14 protein-coding genes are annotated in these 14,116 nt (G+C 65.6%); 8 read left to right on the forward strand and 6 right to left on the reverse strand.

The window, feature by feature from the left end; translation table 11 throughout:
• The first annotated feature begins 57 nt into the window (after nucleotides 1–57).
• Together HNP60_RS04425 and HNP60_RS04430 are read left to right on the forward strand one after the other, a co-directional pair.
• Nucleotides 58–1,731: a CocE/NonD family hydrolase gene (locus HNP60_RS04425; RefSeq protein ID WP_184150681.1), complete on the forward strand. Its 1,674-nt coding sequence runs from the start codon at nucleotides 58–60 to the stop codon at nucleotides 1,729–1,731.
• 293 nt (nucleotides 1,732–2,024) lie between these two features.
• Nucleotides 2,025–2,705: a PEPxxWA-CTERM sorting domain-containing protein gene (locus HNP60_RS04430; protein ID WP_260394649.1), complete on the forward strand. Its 681-nt coding sequence runs from the start codon at nucleotides 2,025–2,027 to the stop codon at nucleotides 2,703–2,705.
• 51 nt (nucleotides 2,706–2,756) lie between these two features.
• On the opposite strand, the gene HNP60_RS04435 is transcribed toward HNP60_RS04430, so the two are convergent.
• The 3 genes from HNP60_RS04435 to HNP60_RS04445 are packed head-to-tail and all read right to left on the reverse strand — an operon-like array spanning nucleotide 2,757 to nucleotide 4,232.
• Nucleotides 2,757–3,245, reverse strand: coding sequence for a DUF3237 domain-containing protein (locus tag HNP60_RS04435; RefSeq protein WP_014075262.1), 489 nt, complete (start codon nucleotides 3,243–3,245; stop codon nucleotides 2,757–2,759).
• Between the two features lie 52 nt (nucleotides 3,246–3,297).
• Entirely contained in the window at nucleotides 3,298–3,789 is a 492-nt protein-coding gene (locus HNP60_RS04440; protein ID WP_014075263.1) for a DUF3237 domain-containing protein, read from the reverse strand.
• A gap of 41 nt (nucleotides 3,790–3,830) precedes the next feature.
• Nucleotides 3,831–4,232, reverse strand: coding sequence for a nuclear transport factor 2 family protein (locus tag HNP60_RS04445; RefSeq protein WP_184150683.1), 402 nt, complete (start codon nucleotides 4,230–4,232; stop codon nucleotides 3,831–3,833).
• 192 nt (nucleotides 4,233–4,424) lie between these two features.
• Here HNP60_RS04445 and HNP60_RS04450 point away from each other — a divergent pair, with 192 nt between their 5' ends.
• The 6 genes from HNP60_RS04450 to HNP60_RS04475 all read left to right on the forward strand — a co-directional run bounded on the left by HNP60_RS04450 (nucleotide 4,425) and on the right by HNP60_RS04475 (nucleotide 10,933).
• A complete protein-coding gene (locus HNP60_RS04450; protein WP_184150685.1) occupies nucleotides 4,425–5,414 on the forward strand; it encodes a MarR family transcriptional regulator in 990 nt (329 codons plus the stop codon).
• 97 nt (nucleotides 5,415–5,511) lie between these two features.
• Nucleotides 5,512–6,966 carry an aldehyde dehydrogenase family protein gene (locus tag HNP60_RS04455; RefSeq protein ID WP_184150687.1) on the forward strand — a complete coding sequence of 485 codons (1,455 nt, stop codon included), beginning with the start codon at nucleotides 5,512–5,514 and terminating at the stop codon, nucleotides 6,964–6,966.
• Between the two features lie 25 nt (nucleotides 6,967–6,991).
• The gene (locus HNP60_RS04460) at nucleotides 6,992–7,501 is read left to right on the forward strand and encodes a nuclear transport factor 2 family protein (protein ID WP_014075267.1); all 510 of its coding nucleotides are present in this window, start codon (nucleotides 6,992–6,994) and stop codon (nucleotides 7,499–7,501) included.
• A gap of 5 nt (nucleotides 7,502–7,506) precedes the next feature.
• Entirely contained in the window at nucleotides 7,507–8,607 is a 1,101-nt protein-coding gene (locus HNP60_RS04465; protein ID WP_184150690.1) for an NAD(P)-dependent alcohol dehydrogenase, read from the forward strand.
• Nucleotides 8,604–9,452, forward strand: a complete 849-nt coding sequence (locus HNP60_RS04470) for an alpha/beta hydrolase (protein WP_184150693.1) — start codon at nucleotides 8,604–8,606, stop codon at nucleotides 9,450–9,452. The genes HNP60_RS04465 and HNP60_RS04470 overlap by 4 nt, the downstream gene beginning before the upstream one ends.
• 29 nt (nucleotides 9,453–9,481) lie before the next feature.
• A complete protein-coding gene (locus HNP60_RS04475; protein ID WP_184150696.1) occupies nucleotides 9,482–10,933 on the forward strand; it encodes a carotenoid oxygenase family protein in 1,452 nt (483 codons plus the stop codon).
• 451 nt (nucleotides 10,934–11,384) lie between these two features.
• Here the strand turns inward: HNP60_RS04475 and HNP60_RS04480 are convergent, their stop codons facing one another.
• From HNP60_RS04480 to HNP60_RS04490, 3 genes are all read right to left on the reverse strand, one after another.
• Nucleotides 11,385–11,768, reverse strand: coding sequence for a nuclear transport factor 2 family protein (locus HNP60_RS04480; protein WP_184150699.1), 384 nt, complete (start codon nucleotides 11,766–11,768; stop codon nucleotides 11,385–11,387).
• A gap of 3 nt (nucleotides 11,769–11,771) precedes the next feature.
• Nucleotides 11,772–13,124 (reverse strand): MFS transporter, encoded by a 1,353-nt coding sequence (locus HNP60_RS04485; RefSeq protein ID WP_184150702.1) that lies wholly within the window; start codon nucleotides 13,122–13,124, stop codon nucleotides 11,772–11,774.
• Nucleotides 13,125–13,256: 132 nt separating this feature from the next.
• Entirely contained in the window at nucleotides 13,257–13,982 is a 726-nt protein-coding gene (locus HNP60_RS04490) for a PEPxxWA-CTERM sorting domain-containing protein (RefSeq protein WP_184150705.1), read from the reverse strand.
• Nucleotides 13,983–14,116 lie beyond the last annotated feature (134 nt).

Here is a 14,116-nt window from a genome sequence, read left to right on the forward strand (position 1 = left end):
ACGCCCGGCGGCCTTCATGGTCGCCGGGCGCTGTCTTTTTTCCGGGGAGGATAGCCGATGACCGGCGAAACAGGCTTCACGCTCATCATGCAGGAGGGCGTGGATCCCACCACGGCCCCGAACAAACCGCCGCTTCCCCCGCGCGATCATGTGCAATGGGAGGAGGAGGGGCTCCTCATCGATCGCAACATCCCCGTCACGCTGCGGGATGGCGTCACCATCTACATCGATGTCTATCGCCCCGCCGACAGGCCGGATGGCCCCATGCCGGTGCTGCTGGGCTGGAGCCCTTATGGCAAGCATGGCCTGTCGGACAGCCTGTGGCCGCCCTCCGGCGTGGAGAAGGGCTGGATGTCGCGCTTCACGGCGTTCGAGGCGCCGGACCCGGCTTACTGGTGTGCCCATGGCTACGCCGTCTGTTTCGCCGATCCGCGCGGCGCGTGGCTTTCCGAGGGCGAGCTGCGCCACAACGGCATCGGCGAGGGCGAGGACTGCTACGACCTCATCGAGTGGCTTGGCGTGCAGCCCTGGTCCAACGGCAAGGTCGGCATGACCGGCGTCTCCTATCTCGCGGCGATCCAGTATCTGGTGGCGCAGCTCAAGCCGCCGCATCTCGCGGCCATCAATCCGTGGGAAGGCTTCTCGGACTGGTATCGCGAATTCGCTTATCATGGCGGCATCCGCGAGACCGGCTTCCTGCCGCGCGGCTCGGCCAATCTGCGTTTCTCCACGACGCGCTATGAAGACACCAACGCCAATGTGCAGGCGCATCCGCTCCACGATGCCTATTGGGAAAGCAAGGCGCTGGACCTCGCCGCGATCGAGGTGCCGGCCTTCGTGGTGGCGAGCTGGTCCGATCATGGCCTGCACAGCCGCGGCACCTTCGAGGCTTTCCGGCAGATGTCCTCGCAGCAGAAATGGCTGCTGGCGCACGGGCAGAAGAAATGGGCGCATTTCTACAAGCCCGAGAGCCGCGAGCTGGCGCGCGCCTTCTTCGACCAGTTCCTGAAGGGGGAGGCGCGAGGCGTCGAGGCCTGGCCGCCGGTACGGATCGAAGTGCGCGAGGCCGCGCGCGTGGCGCAGGAGCGCGCCGAACAGGAATGGCCGCTGGCGCGCACCGACTATCAGCCGCTCTGGCTGGATGCCGCGAGCGGCACGCTGTCCGCCGCGCCGCTGCCGGCGCCGGCCAGCGTCTCCTACGATCCGCTCGACGAGGCCGGGGAAGCCCGGTTCGACATGCGCTTCGAGCGGGATACCGAGATCACCGGCTACATGAAGCTCAAGCTCTGGGTGGAAGCGCAGGGCGCGGACGACATGGACCTGTTCGTCGCGATCCAGAAGCTGGACGCGGCCGGCGAGCCGGTCGGCATGACTTTCTACGCCTTCTTCGAAAACGGGCCGGTGGCGCTCGGCTGGCTGCGCGCCAGCCACCGCGCGCTGGACGAGGCGCGCTCGACGCCCTGGCAGCCGGTGCACCCGCATGATCGCGAGGAGAAGCTCGAGCCGGGCGTGCCCGTGCCGGTCGAGATCGAGATCTGGCCTTCGTCCACCCTGTTCCACGCGGGCGAGACACTGCGCGTGGTGGTGAAGGGCATGGATATCTATCGCGATGGCCTGCCGATGCTGCCCTTCGCCCGGCATGAGGACCTGCGCAACGCCGGCACCCATGTCATCCACACGGGCGGTGCGTTCGACAGCCATCTGCTCGTGCCGGTAATCCCGCAGGACTGAGCAGCGGCGGGGCGCGCCCTGCCGCTGCCGGGAATGGGCTGGCGGGGCGGAGCACTGATCCGCCCCGCGCGTCGTTGCGCCGCGCATGGTTGATGGCCCGCACCGGAATCGGATCGGGTGCGTCCGGCCCGTCCCTCTGCCCGGCATGAAAACCGCTGCTCTTCCAACGGGGTAGGAGAGCCGCATTCCCATATTGGCACGTTGTTTCCGTCCCCCGCATGGTTAAGCCGATGTCGTTCGGCGCATGGGCAATCTAGCCGGGAGCGGGACTCATCCAGTGGGAGACTTGAACCATGTCCATGCGTAAATTGACGATTGCCGCTCTTGCCCTGTGCGGTTCGGCGCTTGCCGGGCCCGCAATGGCCCTCACCGTGCACACCGCGTCCTTCATTTCCTCGCCCACCGCGACGGTCGGGTTCGAGGGGCTTGGCTCCATCTCCACTCCCAATCAGGTGAAGAGCTACAGCGAGAACGGCGTTCTGGTGGACTATATCGGCACGGGCTACATCTGGTCGTGGTCGCAGACCGCGCCCGAGGGGCAGTATAGCTGGTATGCCGATGGCGGCGGCTATGGCTACACCCGGTTCACCTTCGCTCAGGCAAACGCGTTCGAGCTCCTCGTGAACTCCGGTTTTTACGACGGATCGGGTGTGCTGGCCTATGATGTGCTGCTCGGCGGCGTGAGCGTCGGCACCGGCATCGCCGGGCCCGCGCCGGCTTATGGCGCAGGATGGGCCACTTATGGTTTCTCCGGCGCGACGTTCGACGAAGTGCGCCTTCAGGTGTCGCAGGGCGGGCAGGCTTTCGCGCCCACGGTTTTTGAGGCCGGCGCGTTCGATGCGGTGAAGATCGGCACTGTGGAGGTTCCGGCCGTGCCCGAGCCCGCGACCTGGGCCCTGATGATCACCGGCTTCGGCGCGGTGGGCGCCATGGTGCGTCGGTCGGCGCGTCGCGCGCGCGTGCAGTTCGCCTGAACCGGCAAATGGGGGGCGGCGCGGCATCGGCCGCGCTGCCCCCTTTTCCTGTCAGTCCAGGGTCTGCTTCACCGCATAATAAGTGAAGATCGAGTGATCCGGACCGGACCGGCGGCTGCCGGTGCCGATGATGAGCGTGCGGCTCATCCAGTCATGCGGCCCCTCGGGCACGATGAAGGTCGGCGAGAAGCAGAAATAGGCAGGCTGCGGCGTGCCATGGTCGATGCGGCCTTCGCCGGGCTTGGCGGGCACCAGATAGCCGTTGTTGTTGATGTAGATCTTCGTCCCGTCATCGGCTTCGAGCAGATAGTGGGAATTGATGATGATCGTGCCGTCGCCGCGCACCTTGGCATAGTCCGCGCCGCTGTCCGGCACGACCTTGCCGGAAAGGCGGGGGCCGTAAATGGTGCCGCCGGAGCAGGGCGTGTAGCCTTGGCTGCCGCCGCCGGGCAGCGGGCCGAAGATGCAACGTTCCGGGCGGAACTCGACACGCATTTCGAACACGAATTCGAGATGCGCGGGAACCTGTGGTTCGGTCATGGGAAGTCCTTGTGTTTCGCGATGAATGAGGGGTCGAGGGCGCGATCGGCGCTCACAGCAGCATGAAATAATGGATGCGGTTCGCCTTCGGGATCTTCTCGGCCACGCCCACGAAGATGTGCTTGCCGAGCCAGTCGTGCGGGCCCTCGGGCACGTCGAACTTGGGGCTCACGCGCATATAATAGTCTTCCGCCGAGACGTCCTCGTTGCGCGCCATGCGCTCCATCGCGTCGCCCTCGGCCCAGCGATAGCCGCGGCTCTGCAGGTAGATGGGGGTGCCGTCATCCGCTTCGAGCATGTAGCGGGCGTCGAAATCGATGACGCCGTTGGGCCGCACCAGCGGGAAGTCGCCGCCGCTCATCGGAATGACGCGGCCCTTGATGCGCGGGCCCTCGAACGTTCCTTGCGCGGCCCACACCGCCGCGCGGGTCGCGCCCATGCTGGTCGGCTTGACCCAGATGGCGGGCGTGAGGTCGATGGACACGGTGAACGCGAACTCGAAGCGCGGCGCGAAGGGGTGGGGCGGCAGGTCTGGCGTCGCCATGGATGCATGTCTCCTTGTCTATATGGTCAGGGTCTGTCTGGTCAGGCGGAAGCGGGCGTGACGGGCAGGGTCCGGTAGCGCGCACCCAGGATGCGGGCGAACTTGCCGTCGCGAAGATAATAGAAGCCGAGGCTCTCGATGTTGATCGACTGGCCTTTCATCAGCGGTCCGGCGATGAAGTCCGGCCAGTCCACCAGTCCGTAGAACTCGGTGCGCACATGGCAGGCCAGCGTGTCCGGCCCGGCGGCGACGGCCAGGATGTCCAGCGTCTCGCGCACTTTGGATTTCACGTCGCGATAGAAATCGAGAATGTTGTCGCGGCCGATGATCTGGCGTTTTTCGCCGAGATTGAAGATCACGTCGTCGCAGTAATAGCGGGCGAAACCCTCGAAATCATTGGCGTTGAAGCGGGCGATATAGTCCGCATAATCCTCTTCGGTCATCCTGCCTGCCTCTCCCGCGGTCGGGTTTGTGAAGAGCGCCGCGATATTGTTGATTCTTCAACACCTATGCGAGCCATGGGCATCAATCAACTCCTATTAGAACAAGTCCGGCCGATATTCCGGATTGCATTCGGCGGCGATTTCGGTCGAAACTGGCAATCGTGGATAAGATCAACAGTTGCAAGCGCTCTCATGGCTAGGGCCGGGGGGCAAGTGGACATCATGGCATCCGGACCCTGTCGGCCGGAGGCGGTCAGGCGCGTCCCGATCGAGGAGGTCATGCGCATCTTCGTGCGCAAGGCCGGCTTCCTGCTCAACCGCATCGACCAGATTGCCAACGCGCTGTACGGATCGCTGGCGGAAGGCCGCGAGACTCTGGCCCAGGCGGAAATGCTGCTGGCGATCGAGGCGGGCACCGCGCGCGATCAGGTGGGCCTCGCGCGGACCTGCGGCATCGATACCTCGACCACCGCGATCATCCTCGACAATCTCGAAATGACCGGGCTTGTCGAGCGCGTGCAGGACCAGCGGGACCGGCGCCGCAGCCTGCCGGTCCTCACGGCGCAGGGGCGGCAGCGCATGCCGGCGGTGCGCGCGGCCTTCGCTGCCCTGCAGGAGGTCATGCTGGCGGGGCTGGACGGCCCGGGGCGCGCGCTGCTGGTCGAGCAGCTCGGGCGGATTGCGCGGGATGGCGATGCCGTCGCACCGCGCTGGGATGTTGCCACCTCGCCTTTCGCGGATGCTCCGAGCCTGCTGTGCAGGCGGGCGCTGCAGATCTGCAATGCCCATTTCCAGGCCTGCGTCTCGCCGCTCCATGTCACGCTGCGGCAATTCTCCGCGCTCATCATCCTGCATCTGCATCCCGGCCTCAGCCAGGTCGAATATGCCCGCGTCTACGGGCTCGATCCCTCGACATGCGCCATCGTGCTCAAGAAGCTCGCCAGCCGGGGGCTGCTCCGCGCGGCGCGCTCGGTCGAGGACCGGCGCAAGACGCTCTACGAGACCACGCAGGCGGGGCGGGACTATGCCGCCGCCATCCAGCCCGCCGCCGACGAAAGCGAGGAGCGGATGCTCGCCTCCTTCGCTCCGGCCGACCGCGCGGCCCTGCGCGCCAGCCTCCAGGCCATCGTGCGGGAGCATTCCGCAGGCCTGCGTTATCCCGGCTGCCTTCCCTGGGAATGAAGTGGTGGACGAAATCAACGGTTGATTGATGTCTCAACATCGATATACAACGATGTCTGACGAATTTGACGAGTCGTCCACTCGGGAGAGGTATTGAATGTCTGAAGGCGATCTGCGCACGCTGCCGGTGCGCAATCCACGTACCGGCGAAATCGATCTTACCCTGACGGTCGCGAGCGCGGCGGAGGTCGCGCAGAAAGCGGCTCGCCTGCGCGAGAACCAGAAGGCCTGGGGCGCCATGCCCCTCCCGGCGCGGATCGGCATCATGCAGCGCTTCCTGGGCGAAGTGGCGAAGCGCAAGGACGCGATCGCCGAGGCGGACGCCGCCGATACCGGGGGCTGCCACACATCCTATCTCCAGGGCTTCATCACCATGGGGACCATCGGCGGCTGGATCGAGGACGCGCAGGCCGCGCTCGACAAGGCGGGCTATGAAGGCCCCTCCAAGGCCATGCCGAGCGTGTCGGTGCGCACCCAGTTCGTGCCTTATCCGCTGGTGAGCGTGATCGGGCCGTGGAACGCGCCGATGATGCTGGTGCTGCTCGATGCCATTCCCGCGCTGTTCGCGGGCTGCGCGGTGCTCATCAAGGCGTCGGAAGTGACGCCGCGCTGGGTGGAAGCGCTGTTCGAGGCCGTGAAGCAGGTGCCAGAGCTCGCCGGCGTGTTCGATTATGTGCATGGCGATGGGTCCACGGGCCAGGCGATGATCGATGAATCAGACCTCGTCTGCTTCACCGGCAGCGTGCCCACGGGGCGCAAGATCGCCGTTCAGTGCGCCCAGCGGCTCATCCCCTGCTATCTGGAGCTGGGCGGCAAGGACCCGGTGATCGTCACGGCCGATGCCGATCTGGAGCGGGCGACCACGGCCGTGCTGCGCGGCGGCGTGCATGCCAATGGCATGGTCTGCTTCTCGGTCGAGCGCATCTATGTCGCGCGCGCCATCCATGACGACTTCGTGAAGCTGCTGGTGGAAAAGGCGCAGAAGGTGCGCCTCAACTGCGACAATCCGCGCGCCGGCCATCTCCATCCCTTCACTTTCGCGCCGCAGGCGGACATCGTGGCGAAGCAGCTGGCGGACGCCGTTGCCGCCGGCGCGACGATCCTGACCGGCGGCGAGGTCGAGACCATCCATGGCGGTCTCTACATGCGGCCGACCGTGGTGACCGGCGTCAATCACGAGATGGCGCTGATGAAGGACGAGACGTTCGGCCCGATCCTGCCGGTCATGCCGTTCGACACGGTCGAGGAAGCGATCGCGCTCGCCAATGATACCGAGTTCGGCCTCACCGCGAATGTGATCGCCGGCAGCGACGAGGATGCGCTGGCCATCGGCCTGCAGGTGAATGCCGGTTCGGTCTTCATGCAGGACACGTTCCTCACCTTCGCCAAGAACCGCACCGTGGGCTCGAACAGCTTCGGTGTCTCGGGCGTGGGCGGCGGTTCGCGCACCGGGCCGGAAGCGATCCTGCGCTATGTCCGCCGCAAGGCGCTGCTCACCCAGCATGGCGCGCCCGCGGACATCCAGGACGATCATCATCTCGGACGGCATTGAGAATTAAAGGACGGAGGGAACTGACATGGCATGGCAACTGAGCGCGCTCGACCGGCTCGAAATCCAGGAACTCTATGCGCGCTACGCATGGGGCATCGATCTGGCCGATGAGGAGATGGCGCTGTCCGCCTTCGCGAAGGACGGCTGGTTCGATCATCTCTGGCAGGGCCGGGTGCAGGGGCATGAGGCGATCCTCGAGAACCTGCGGTCCCTGTGGAACGACCGGCAGAGCTGGTGGTATGGCCGCCAGCACCTGATGAACACCATCATCATGGACCCGCGCGAGGAAGAGGGGGAAGTGGACTGCCGCTGCTTCTTCCAGATCATCCAGTTCCAGACCGATTATCACACCAACTTCGTGTTCGGCATCGGCACGCGGCAGGATCATGTGACGAAGAAGGAAGGCGTGTGGCGCTTCCAGTCGCTGCACGTGAATGCGTGGACGGCGGCCGATCAGGTGCCGTGGAAGGGCGAGATCCTGCTCAAGCAGAAGCCCAGCCACAAGGCGCCGCCCGTCGCGGGCAGGAAGGACTGAGCGCCATGAAGATCACCGCTGCCGTCAGCCGCTCCAATCAGGCGGCGCCCAGTCTCGAGACGCTCGAGCTTGAGGCGCCGCGCCCCGGCGAATTGCTGGTGCGCATCGTCGCGGTCGGCATCTGCCATACCGATCTGCACGAGCATCCCGGCCGTCACGCGCCGCATCCCATCGTGCTCGGCCATGAAGGCGCCGGCGTGGTGGAAGCGCTGGGCGAGGGCGTGCGCGGCTTCGCGGTGGGCGACCATGTGCTGCTCTCCGGCAGCAGCTGCGGCGCCTGCCCGAGCTGCATCGCCGGGCGGCCGACCTATTGCGACCTCGCGATGCCGATGAATTTCGGCGGCAAGCGGCTCGACGGGTCGACCGCGCTGTCCTGCGGGGAGGAGTCGATCCACTCGCACTTCTTCGGCCAGTCCTCCTTCGCCACGCACAGCATCGTGCCCGAGCGCACGGCCGTGAAGGTGGACAAGGACGTGCCGCTGGAACTGCTCGCGCCGCTCGGCTGCGGCGTCATCACGGGCGCGGGCTCGGTGATCGAGGCGCTCAAAGTGAAGGCGGGCGACACGATCGCCATCTTCGGCACGGGCGGCGTCGGCCTCTCGGCGGTGATGGCGGCGCGGCTGGTCGGCGCGCGGCGCATCGTCGCGGTGGACATCAACCAGGAGCGGCTCGACCTCGCGCTGGAACTGGGTGCGACCGACATCGTGCGGGCGGACGGCGAGAATGTCGCGCAGCAGATCCGCGCCCTCACCGGGCGCGGCGTGGACTATACGCTGAACACGACCACGGTGGCCGCGGTGCACACCATGGCGCTGGAATGCCTTTCCATGAACGGCACGGCCGGTTTCGTCGCCGCGCCGCGCGGGGAATGGGCGCCGGCCATGTTCCCCATGCTGGCGGGCGGGCGGCAATTGCGCGGCATCCTGGGCGGCGACGCCAATCCGCGCACGTTCCTGCCGATGCTGATCGATTACTGGAAGCAGGGTCGCTTCCCCTTCGAGAAGCTCATCAAGGCCTATCGGTTCGACGAGATCGAACAGGCTTTTCACGACAGCGAGAAAGGCACCGTCATCAAGGCCGTGCTCAAGGTGGGAGAAGCTGCATGACTCCTGAAATCCGCGCGAAACTTGCCGCTTACGGCACTGAACTCACGCCCGGTATGATGGGCGGGACGCAGGAAATCTACCGGGCGCTCCAGCCCGGCCTGCCCGCTGGTGCGAAACTGACCCGCGACCATCGCTACGGGCCGGACGAGCGCCATCGCCTCGACATCTTCACCAAGGACGGGCTCTCCGGCGCGCCGGTGCTGGTCTTCGTGCATGGCGGCGGGTTCGTCATGGGCGACAAGACCACCGAAGGCTCGCCTTTCTATGACAATATCGGCGGGTTCGCGGTGGACGAGGGCTATGTCGGTGTCACCATGACCTATCGCCTCGCGCCGGCCGTCCAATGGCCCGCGGGCGGCGAGGACGTGGCAGCCGCGGTGACCTGGCTGCGCGAGAATATCGCGCAGTTCGGCGGCGATCCCGAGCGCATCTTCGTGATGGGCCAGTCGGCCGGGGCCGTGCATGTCGCCGACTATGTCGCGCGCTTCTCCCCCACGATTGCGGGCGCGCTGCTCATTTCGGGCATTTACGATGTCGCGGCGGCGGAGCCCAACCAGTTCCAGAAGGCCTATTATGGCGAGGATCCCTTCGGCTGGGCGCCCGCCTCGACCGTCGCCGGCCTCGTCACCGCCAAGATCCCGGTCCTGATGACCGTATCCGAGTTCGATCCGGTCGATTTCCAGCTCCAGGCTGCCAGCTTCGCGGAGCGCTACGCGACGACGAACAAGGCCTTTCCCCGGCTGCACTGGCTGGCGGGCCACAATCATCTTTCACCCGTGCTCGAGATCGGCACGCCGGACAGCGATCTTGAACATCACATCATGAACTTCATCGCCACGGTCTGAGGCGAGGAGCGTCTTCCAGGAGAATTGCCATGGTCGAACCAATCCACTTTCCCGACATCGAACTCTATCGCGGCTGGGGCGAGCCGATGCGCGCCAATATCGAGATGCGCGGCCTCGAGCTCATTTCCGGCGCCATCCCCGACGGGCTGGAAGGCGCGCTCTATCGCTGCGGGGCGGACCGGCAATATCCCTCGGGCCGCACGGACGACATCTTCATCGACGGTGAAGGGCAGGTCCACATGCTGCGCTTCAAGGACAATCAGGTCGATTATGTCGTGAAGTGGGTGGAGACGGAGCGCTACAAGCGGCAGAAGGAAGCGCGCCGGGGCCTCTTCGGCGGCTATCGCAACCGCTACACGGTCGACGAGAGCGTCAAGGACGTGCATCTGGGCACTGCCAACACCACGGCGATGTTCCATGCCGGCCATCTCTACGCGCTGAAGGAGGACGATCTGCCTTATGAGATCGATCCCGAGACGCTGGAGACGATCGCGCGCGTCGATTTCGACGGGCAGGTGACGGCCGAAAGCCTCACCGCGCACCCGAAGGTCGATCCGATCACCAACGAGCTGCTCACTTTCTCCTATCAGGCGAAGGGCGACGCGACGACGGACTTCTGCTTCTACGTGTTCGGCCCGAACCGCGAGAAAGTGACCGAGATCTGGTTCAACATGCCCTATGCGGCCTGCGTCCATGATTTCGCGATCACCAAGGACTGGGTGGTGGTGCCTTTCTTCCCGCTCATCACGGATCTCGACGTGGTGAAGCAGGGCGGCCCCTTCTATCAGTGGCACCCGGACCAGCCGGTGCATGTCGCGCTGGTGCCGCGCTATGGCAAGGCGGAGGACATCCGCTGGTTCAAGGGCCCCACGGGCAGCGCCGGCCACATGATGAACGCCTATCAGGACGGCACGAAGATCCATCTCGACCTGTGCTATTATGAAGGCAATTGCTTCCCCTTCTTCACCACGCCGACCGGCGAGCGCACCAAGTTCGTGCCGCCCTTCCTGACGCGCATGACCTTCGATCTTGCGAGCAACGAGGATGGCTTCACTACGCAGCGGCTGCTGAACATCCCCTGCGAGATGCCGCGCACGGACGATCGCTATCAGGGTCGGCCCTATCGCTATGGCTTCGCCATCGCGCGCGGCAAGGATGCGAGCGGCATCGCCCGGGTCGATCATCAGACCGGCGCGGTGGACGTGTGGAATCCGGGCGAAGGTGACGGCGTGCAGGAGCCGCAGTTCGTGCCGCGCTCGCCCGACGCGCCGGAAGGCGATGGCTGGCTGCTCGTGCTCGTCTCGCGCGTGTCGAAGAACCGCAGCGATCTCGCCATCCTCGATGCGCAGAATCTCGCGGCAGGCCCGGTGGCGCTGCTCAAGCTGCCCGTGCGCGTGCGCTCCACCTTCCATGGCACCTGGGTGCCGGAAGAGACGCTGCAGAGCGGCCAGTATCGCATGAGCCTCAGCTCGGCGGCCTGATCCCGGCTTCCCCGCGCGCCTCGGGGCGCGGGGAGCAGCCTTCATCCGCAACAGGCGGGGCGTCGTTCCGGCGCCCCGCTTTGCGTTTGGGCGCGCTCTGGCTTTCCGGGGCAGCAGGCGACGCCCCCGACCTGCCCGCCGCTTTCAGCCCGGAGGCGTGGACACATTCGGCGGCTCTGCAACGAAGTCACTCATTTTCCTCGTCATTCCCGCGCACGCGGGAATCCAGTGGCCCGTCCGCCATGGAACGCTCCCTCGACCCTCATCCCCGCGTCCCAAGCGAACCGGGACTGGGAAGACCTTCCCGTTAGCCATGGTTTTGCGTCGCGAGGGTGACTGGATTCCCGCGTGCGCGGGAATGACGAGCAGCGGGAGGGCCGATGCGCTCCCCCGACAATTCAGCCATGGCTCTGGCTATCAGCGCACGCCCTTCCGCCGCGCGGATTGCGCGTCACTCGATCCGGCGAAAGCGGGCCGAGCGGATGCGGGTGAACCGGCCGTCCGCGATGTCGTAGAAAGCGAAATTGATGCTTTGCCGCCGCGCGCCCTTGGTGAGCGGGCCGGTGGGGAAATCCGGCCAGTCCTCCCGGGCGACCAGTGTCGTGCGGATCTCGGCGGCGGCCATCGTCTCGCTGCCCACGAAGCTCAGCAGGTCCACCGTTTCGTCCAGTCGCGCGCGCACCCCGCGATAGAAGTCCAGCACCGCGGCGCGTCCGGTCAGCGTCGCGGCCTGCCCGAAGAACTGGACGTCATCGGCATAATAAGCGCCAAACCCCTCGAAATCGCCGCGATTGAACGCGGCCAGATAGGCCTCGAACCAGGCGCGTGCGTCCATGGATCAGGCCTGCGCCGGCTGCCCGTCCGAGAAGCGCCGGCCGCGCATGACGAGGCCGAGCAGCAGCATGAGCAGCGCCACGCAGATCGGCAGCGTCGCGGCGAAGGTCATGGTGAGCTGCAGCGAATAATGCTGTGCCAGCGCGAAGGCGCCACCCAGCGGCGCGAGGATGCCGCCGATGCGCCCGGCGCCGCCCGCCCAGCCGAGCGCCGTGCTGCGCATCCGCGGCGGGTAGACCTGCGCGATCATGGTGTTGATGCCGCCCTGTCCGCCGGTCTGGAAGAAGCTCCAGGCGAGCGCCACGACAATGAACAGGCCGCTGTGGAAGGGCACCCAGGAGAGCGAGATCAGCGCGCCCGCGAGCATGAAATAGAAGAAGGCGAGCAGCATCGTGGCGGGCAGGCGGTCCATCAGCCAGCCGATGCAGAGCGTGCCGACCACCCCGCCCATATAGGCGATGAGGGCGACTTTCGCGAATTCCTGGATGGGGACGCCCGCCATCTCCTGAAAGAAAGTGGGCAGCCAGGCGGACATGAGGGCGGTGTTCGTCATGCTGATCGCGCAGGCGAGCCAGATGACCGTGGTCATCGCGAGGCGGCCTTCGGAGAAGACGTCGCTCAGCCGGGCCTTGCGGCCGGACGTCTCGCCGCCCTCGATCACGAACAGTTCGTCGCCGCGCAGCTCGACCGAGGGGTCGATGCGCCGCAGCGTCTTGGCGATGCTGCGGTCCGAGGGATTGCGCTCGGCGCGGAACTTGAGTGATTCCGGCACGAAGAGGATCAGCAGCGGCACGCAGATGAGCGGGACGAGCCCGCCGATCCAGAAGGCGCTTTGCCAGCCGAAATCGTCCAGCAGCCATGCCGCGACCACGCCGCTCGAGGCGCTGCCCATCGAATAGCCGGCAAGGGCGACTGCGATGAAGGTGGAGCGCCGGCGCTTGGGCGTGATTTCCGAGATCATGGCCATGGACATGCCGAGGCCCGCCGCCATGAAGATGCCGCCGATGCCGCGCAGGATGGCGAGCTGCGTCAGCGTCTGCGCGTAGACGCTCAGCAGGGTGATGATGCCGAAGGTCAGGCACGTGAAGATCAGCATCGCGCGGCGCCCGAAGCGGTCGGCCAGCGGCGAGATGGTGAAGGCGCCGACGGCAAGGCCGATCTGCTGATAGACGAACAGCGGCGCCATGGCTTCCGAAGGTTCGCCGAAACCGGCGGCAATGGCCGGCGCGATCTTGCCGATCATGAAGATGTCGTAGCCGTCGATGAAGCAGACGAGGATGCACACGAACAGCGCCATCGCCTGCGTCGCGCCGATGCGCGAGCGATCGATGAAGGCTTCGACGTCGAATCTGGTCATGAGGGCATCCCGCATTGGCGCCCGGTTCTGCCGGGGCTGTTGTCCGGCCCCCTTCAATCACGGAGTTGGTGGGGAATCAACAAGGAATGGCCGAACCGCCGTCTTCCGCCGGCCCTGCCGCCGCCGGCTCGCTCATCCGGCGACGGTCCAGCCAAGGCGAGGGCGATGGCGCAGCGCGCCGCCAATCATCCCGAAGCCGATCAGAAGCAGCAGCCAGGCCGCAGGCTCGGGGACGGGTGAAAGCGCGGGACTGGCCCGGCCGAGCGTCAGATTATCGATCGTAGGCCACATGTCGTAATTGCTTGGATCGGCATTACGGAAAGTGAGGAAGGGAAAGTTGCCGTCGGTATTGCCCCATATGAATCCAATAAACTGCGATCCGTTTTCGCTTTCCAGATAGAAGGTCTGGGTTTCTCCGGGGCTTTGACCTGGCTGAGGATTGTCGCGAAGGGTGTAGGCTGTGACGGCGATACTGACCCTGGGAAGGCCTGCACCGGCTGCGTCGGTGTTGAAAAAGTCGGCACCGACGGCGCTGACCCCGCCCGTGAAATCGGACAGAACAATGTCTCCGACATTTCCAAAATCGGAAAGTGCGCCGTTGCTGCCAACGCCCGCCCGGTAAAGAGTATCGAATTCTGCAGGCCAGGCTCGGTAAGAGAAATCTCCTGCGGTGCGGACAAGTTCGGTGGGGGAATCGTCAGTGTTCAGATCGTCAAAGTCGTCGACTGCGACATGGTCGATCGCGGCGAGAAACGCATCGCGCGAGGTGTAAACAGTCAGGCCCTGGCTGGCTGAGGCTGACGTGGCGACGATGAATGCAAGCAGAGCCGCTGCGGCGACGGGCAGATAAGGCTTCATGTTCTTCCTCAACGCTTTGTTTCGGTCGAGGCTAATGTATGGGCGCTGGCCGATGCGAGAGACTTAACCTTATCTGTTCATCATCTCTCATACCGTTTTGGCACGGTACGGCTATCGGCGGCGGCCCGCTGATC

It is taken from the genome of Sphingobium lignivorans (assembly GCF_014203955.1).
GTDB lineage: Bacteria > Pseudomonadota > Alphaproteobacteria > Sphingomonadales > Sphingomonadaceae > Sphingobium > Sphingobium lignivorans.

Excerpts from the sequence above, each read along its gene's own strand:
- HNP60_RS04425 (WP_184150681.1), top strand. The coding sequence starts at position 58 with ATGACCGGCGAAACAGGCTTCACGCTCATCATGCAGGAGGGCGTGGAT.
- HNP60_RS04430 (WP_260394649.1), top strand. The coding sequence starts at position 2,025 with ATGTCCATGCGTAAATTGACGATTGCCGCTCTTGCCCTGTGCGGTTCG.
- HNP60_RS04435 (WP_014075262.1), bottom strand. The coding sequence starts at position 3,245 with ATGACCGAACCACAGGTTCCCGCGCATCTCGAATTCGTGTTCGAAATG.
- HNP60_RS04440 (WP_014075263.1), bottom strand. The coding sequence starts at position 3,789 with ATGGCGACGCCAGACCTGCCGCCCCACCCCTTCGCGCCGCGCTTCGAG.
- HNP60_RS04445 (WP_184150683.1), bottom strand. The coding sequence starts at position 4,232 with ATGACCGAAGAGGATTATGCGGACTATATCGCCCGCTTCAACGCCAAT.
- HNP60_RS04450 (WP_184150685.1), top strand. The coding sequence starts at position 4,425 with ATGGCTAGGGCCGGGGGGCAAGTGGACATCATGGCATCCGGACCCTGT.
- HNP60_RS04455 (WP_184150687.1), top strand. The coding sequence starts at position 5,512 with ATGTCTGAAGGCGATCTGCGCACGCTGCCGGTGCGCAATCCACGTACC.
- HNP60_RS04460 (WP_014075267.1), top strand. The coding sequence starts at position 6,992 with ATGGCATGGCAACTGAGCGCGCTCGACCGGCTCGAAATCCAGGAACTC.
- HNP60_RS04465 (WP_184150690.1), top strand. The coding sequence starts at position 7,507 with ATGAAGATCACCGCTGCCGTCAGCCGCTCCAATCAGGCGGCGCCCAGT.
- HNP60_RS04470 (WP_184150693.1), top strand. The coding sequence starts at position 8,604 with ATGACTCCTGAAATCCGCGCGAAACTTGCCGCTTACGGCACTGAACTC.
- HNP60_RS04475 (WP_184150696.1), top strand. The coding sequence starts at position 9,482 with ATGGTCGAACCAATCCACTTTCCCGACATCGAACTCTATCGCGGCTGG.
- HNP60_RS04480 (WP_184150699.1), bottom strand. The coding sequence starts at position 11,768 with ATGGACGCACGCGCCTGGTTCGAGGCCTATCTGGCCGCGTTCAATCGC.
- HNP60_RS04485 (WP_184150702.1), bottom strand. The coding sequence starts at position 13,124 with ATGACCAGATTCGACGTCGAAGCCTTCATCGATCGCTCGCGCATCGGC.
- HNP60_RS04490 (WP_184150705.1), bottom strand. The coding sequence starts at position 13,982 with ATGAAGCCTTATCTGCCCGTCGCCGCAGCGGCTCTGCTTGCATTCATC.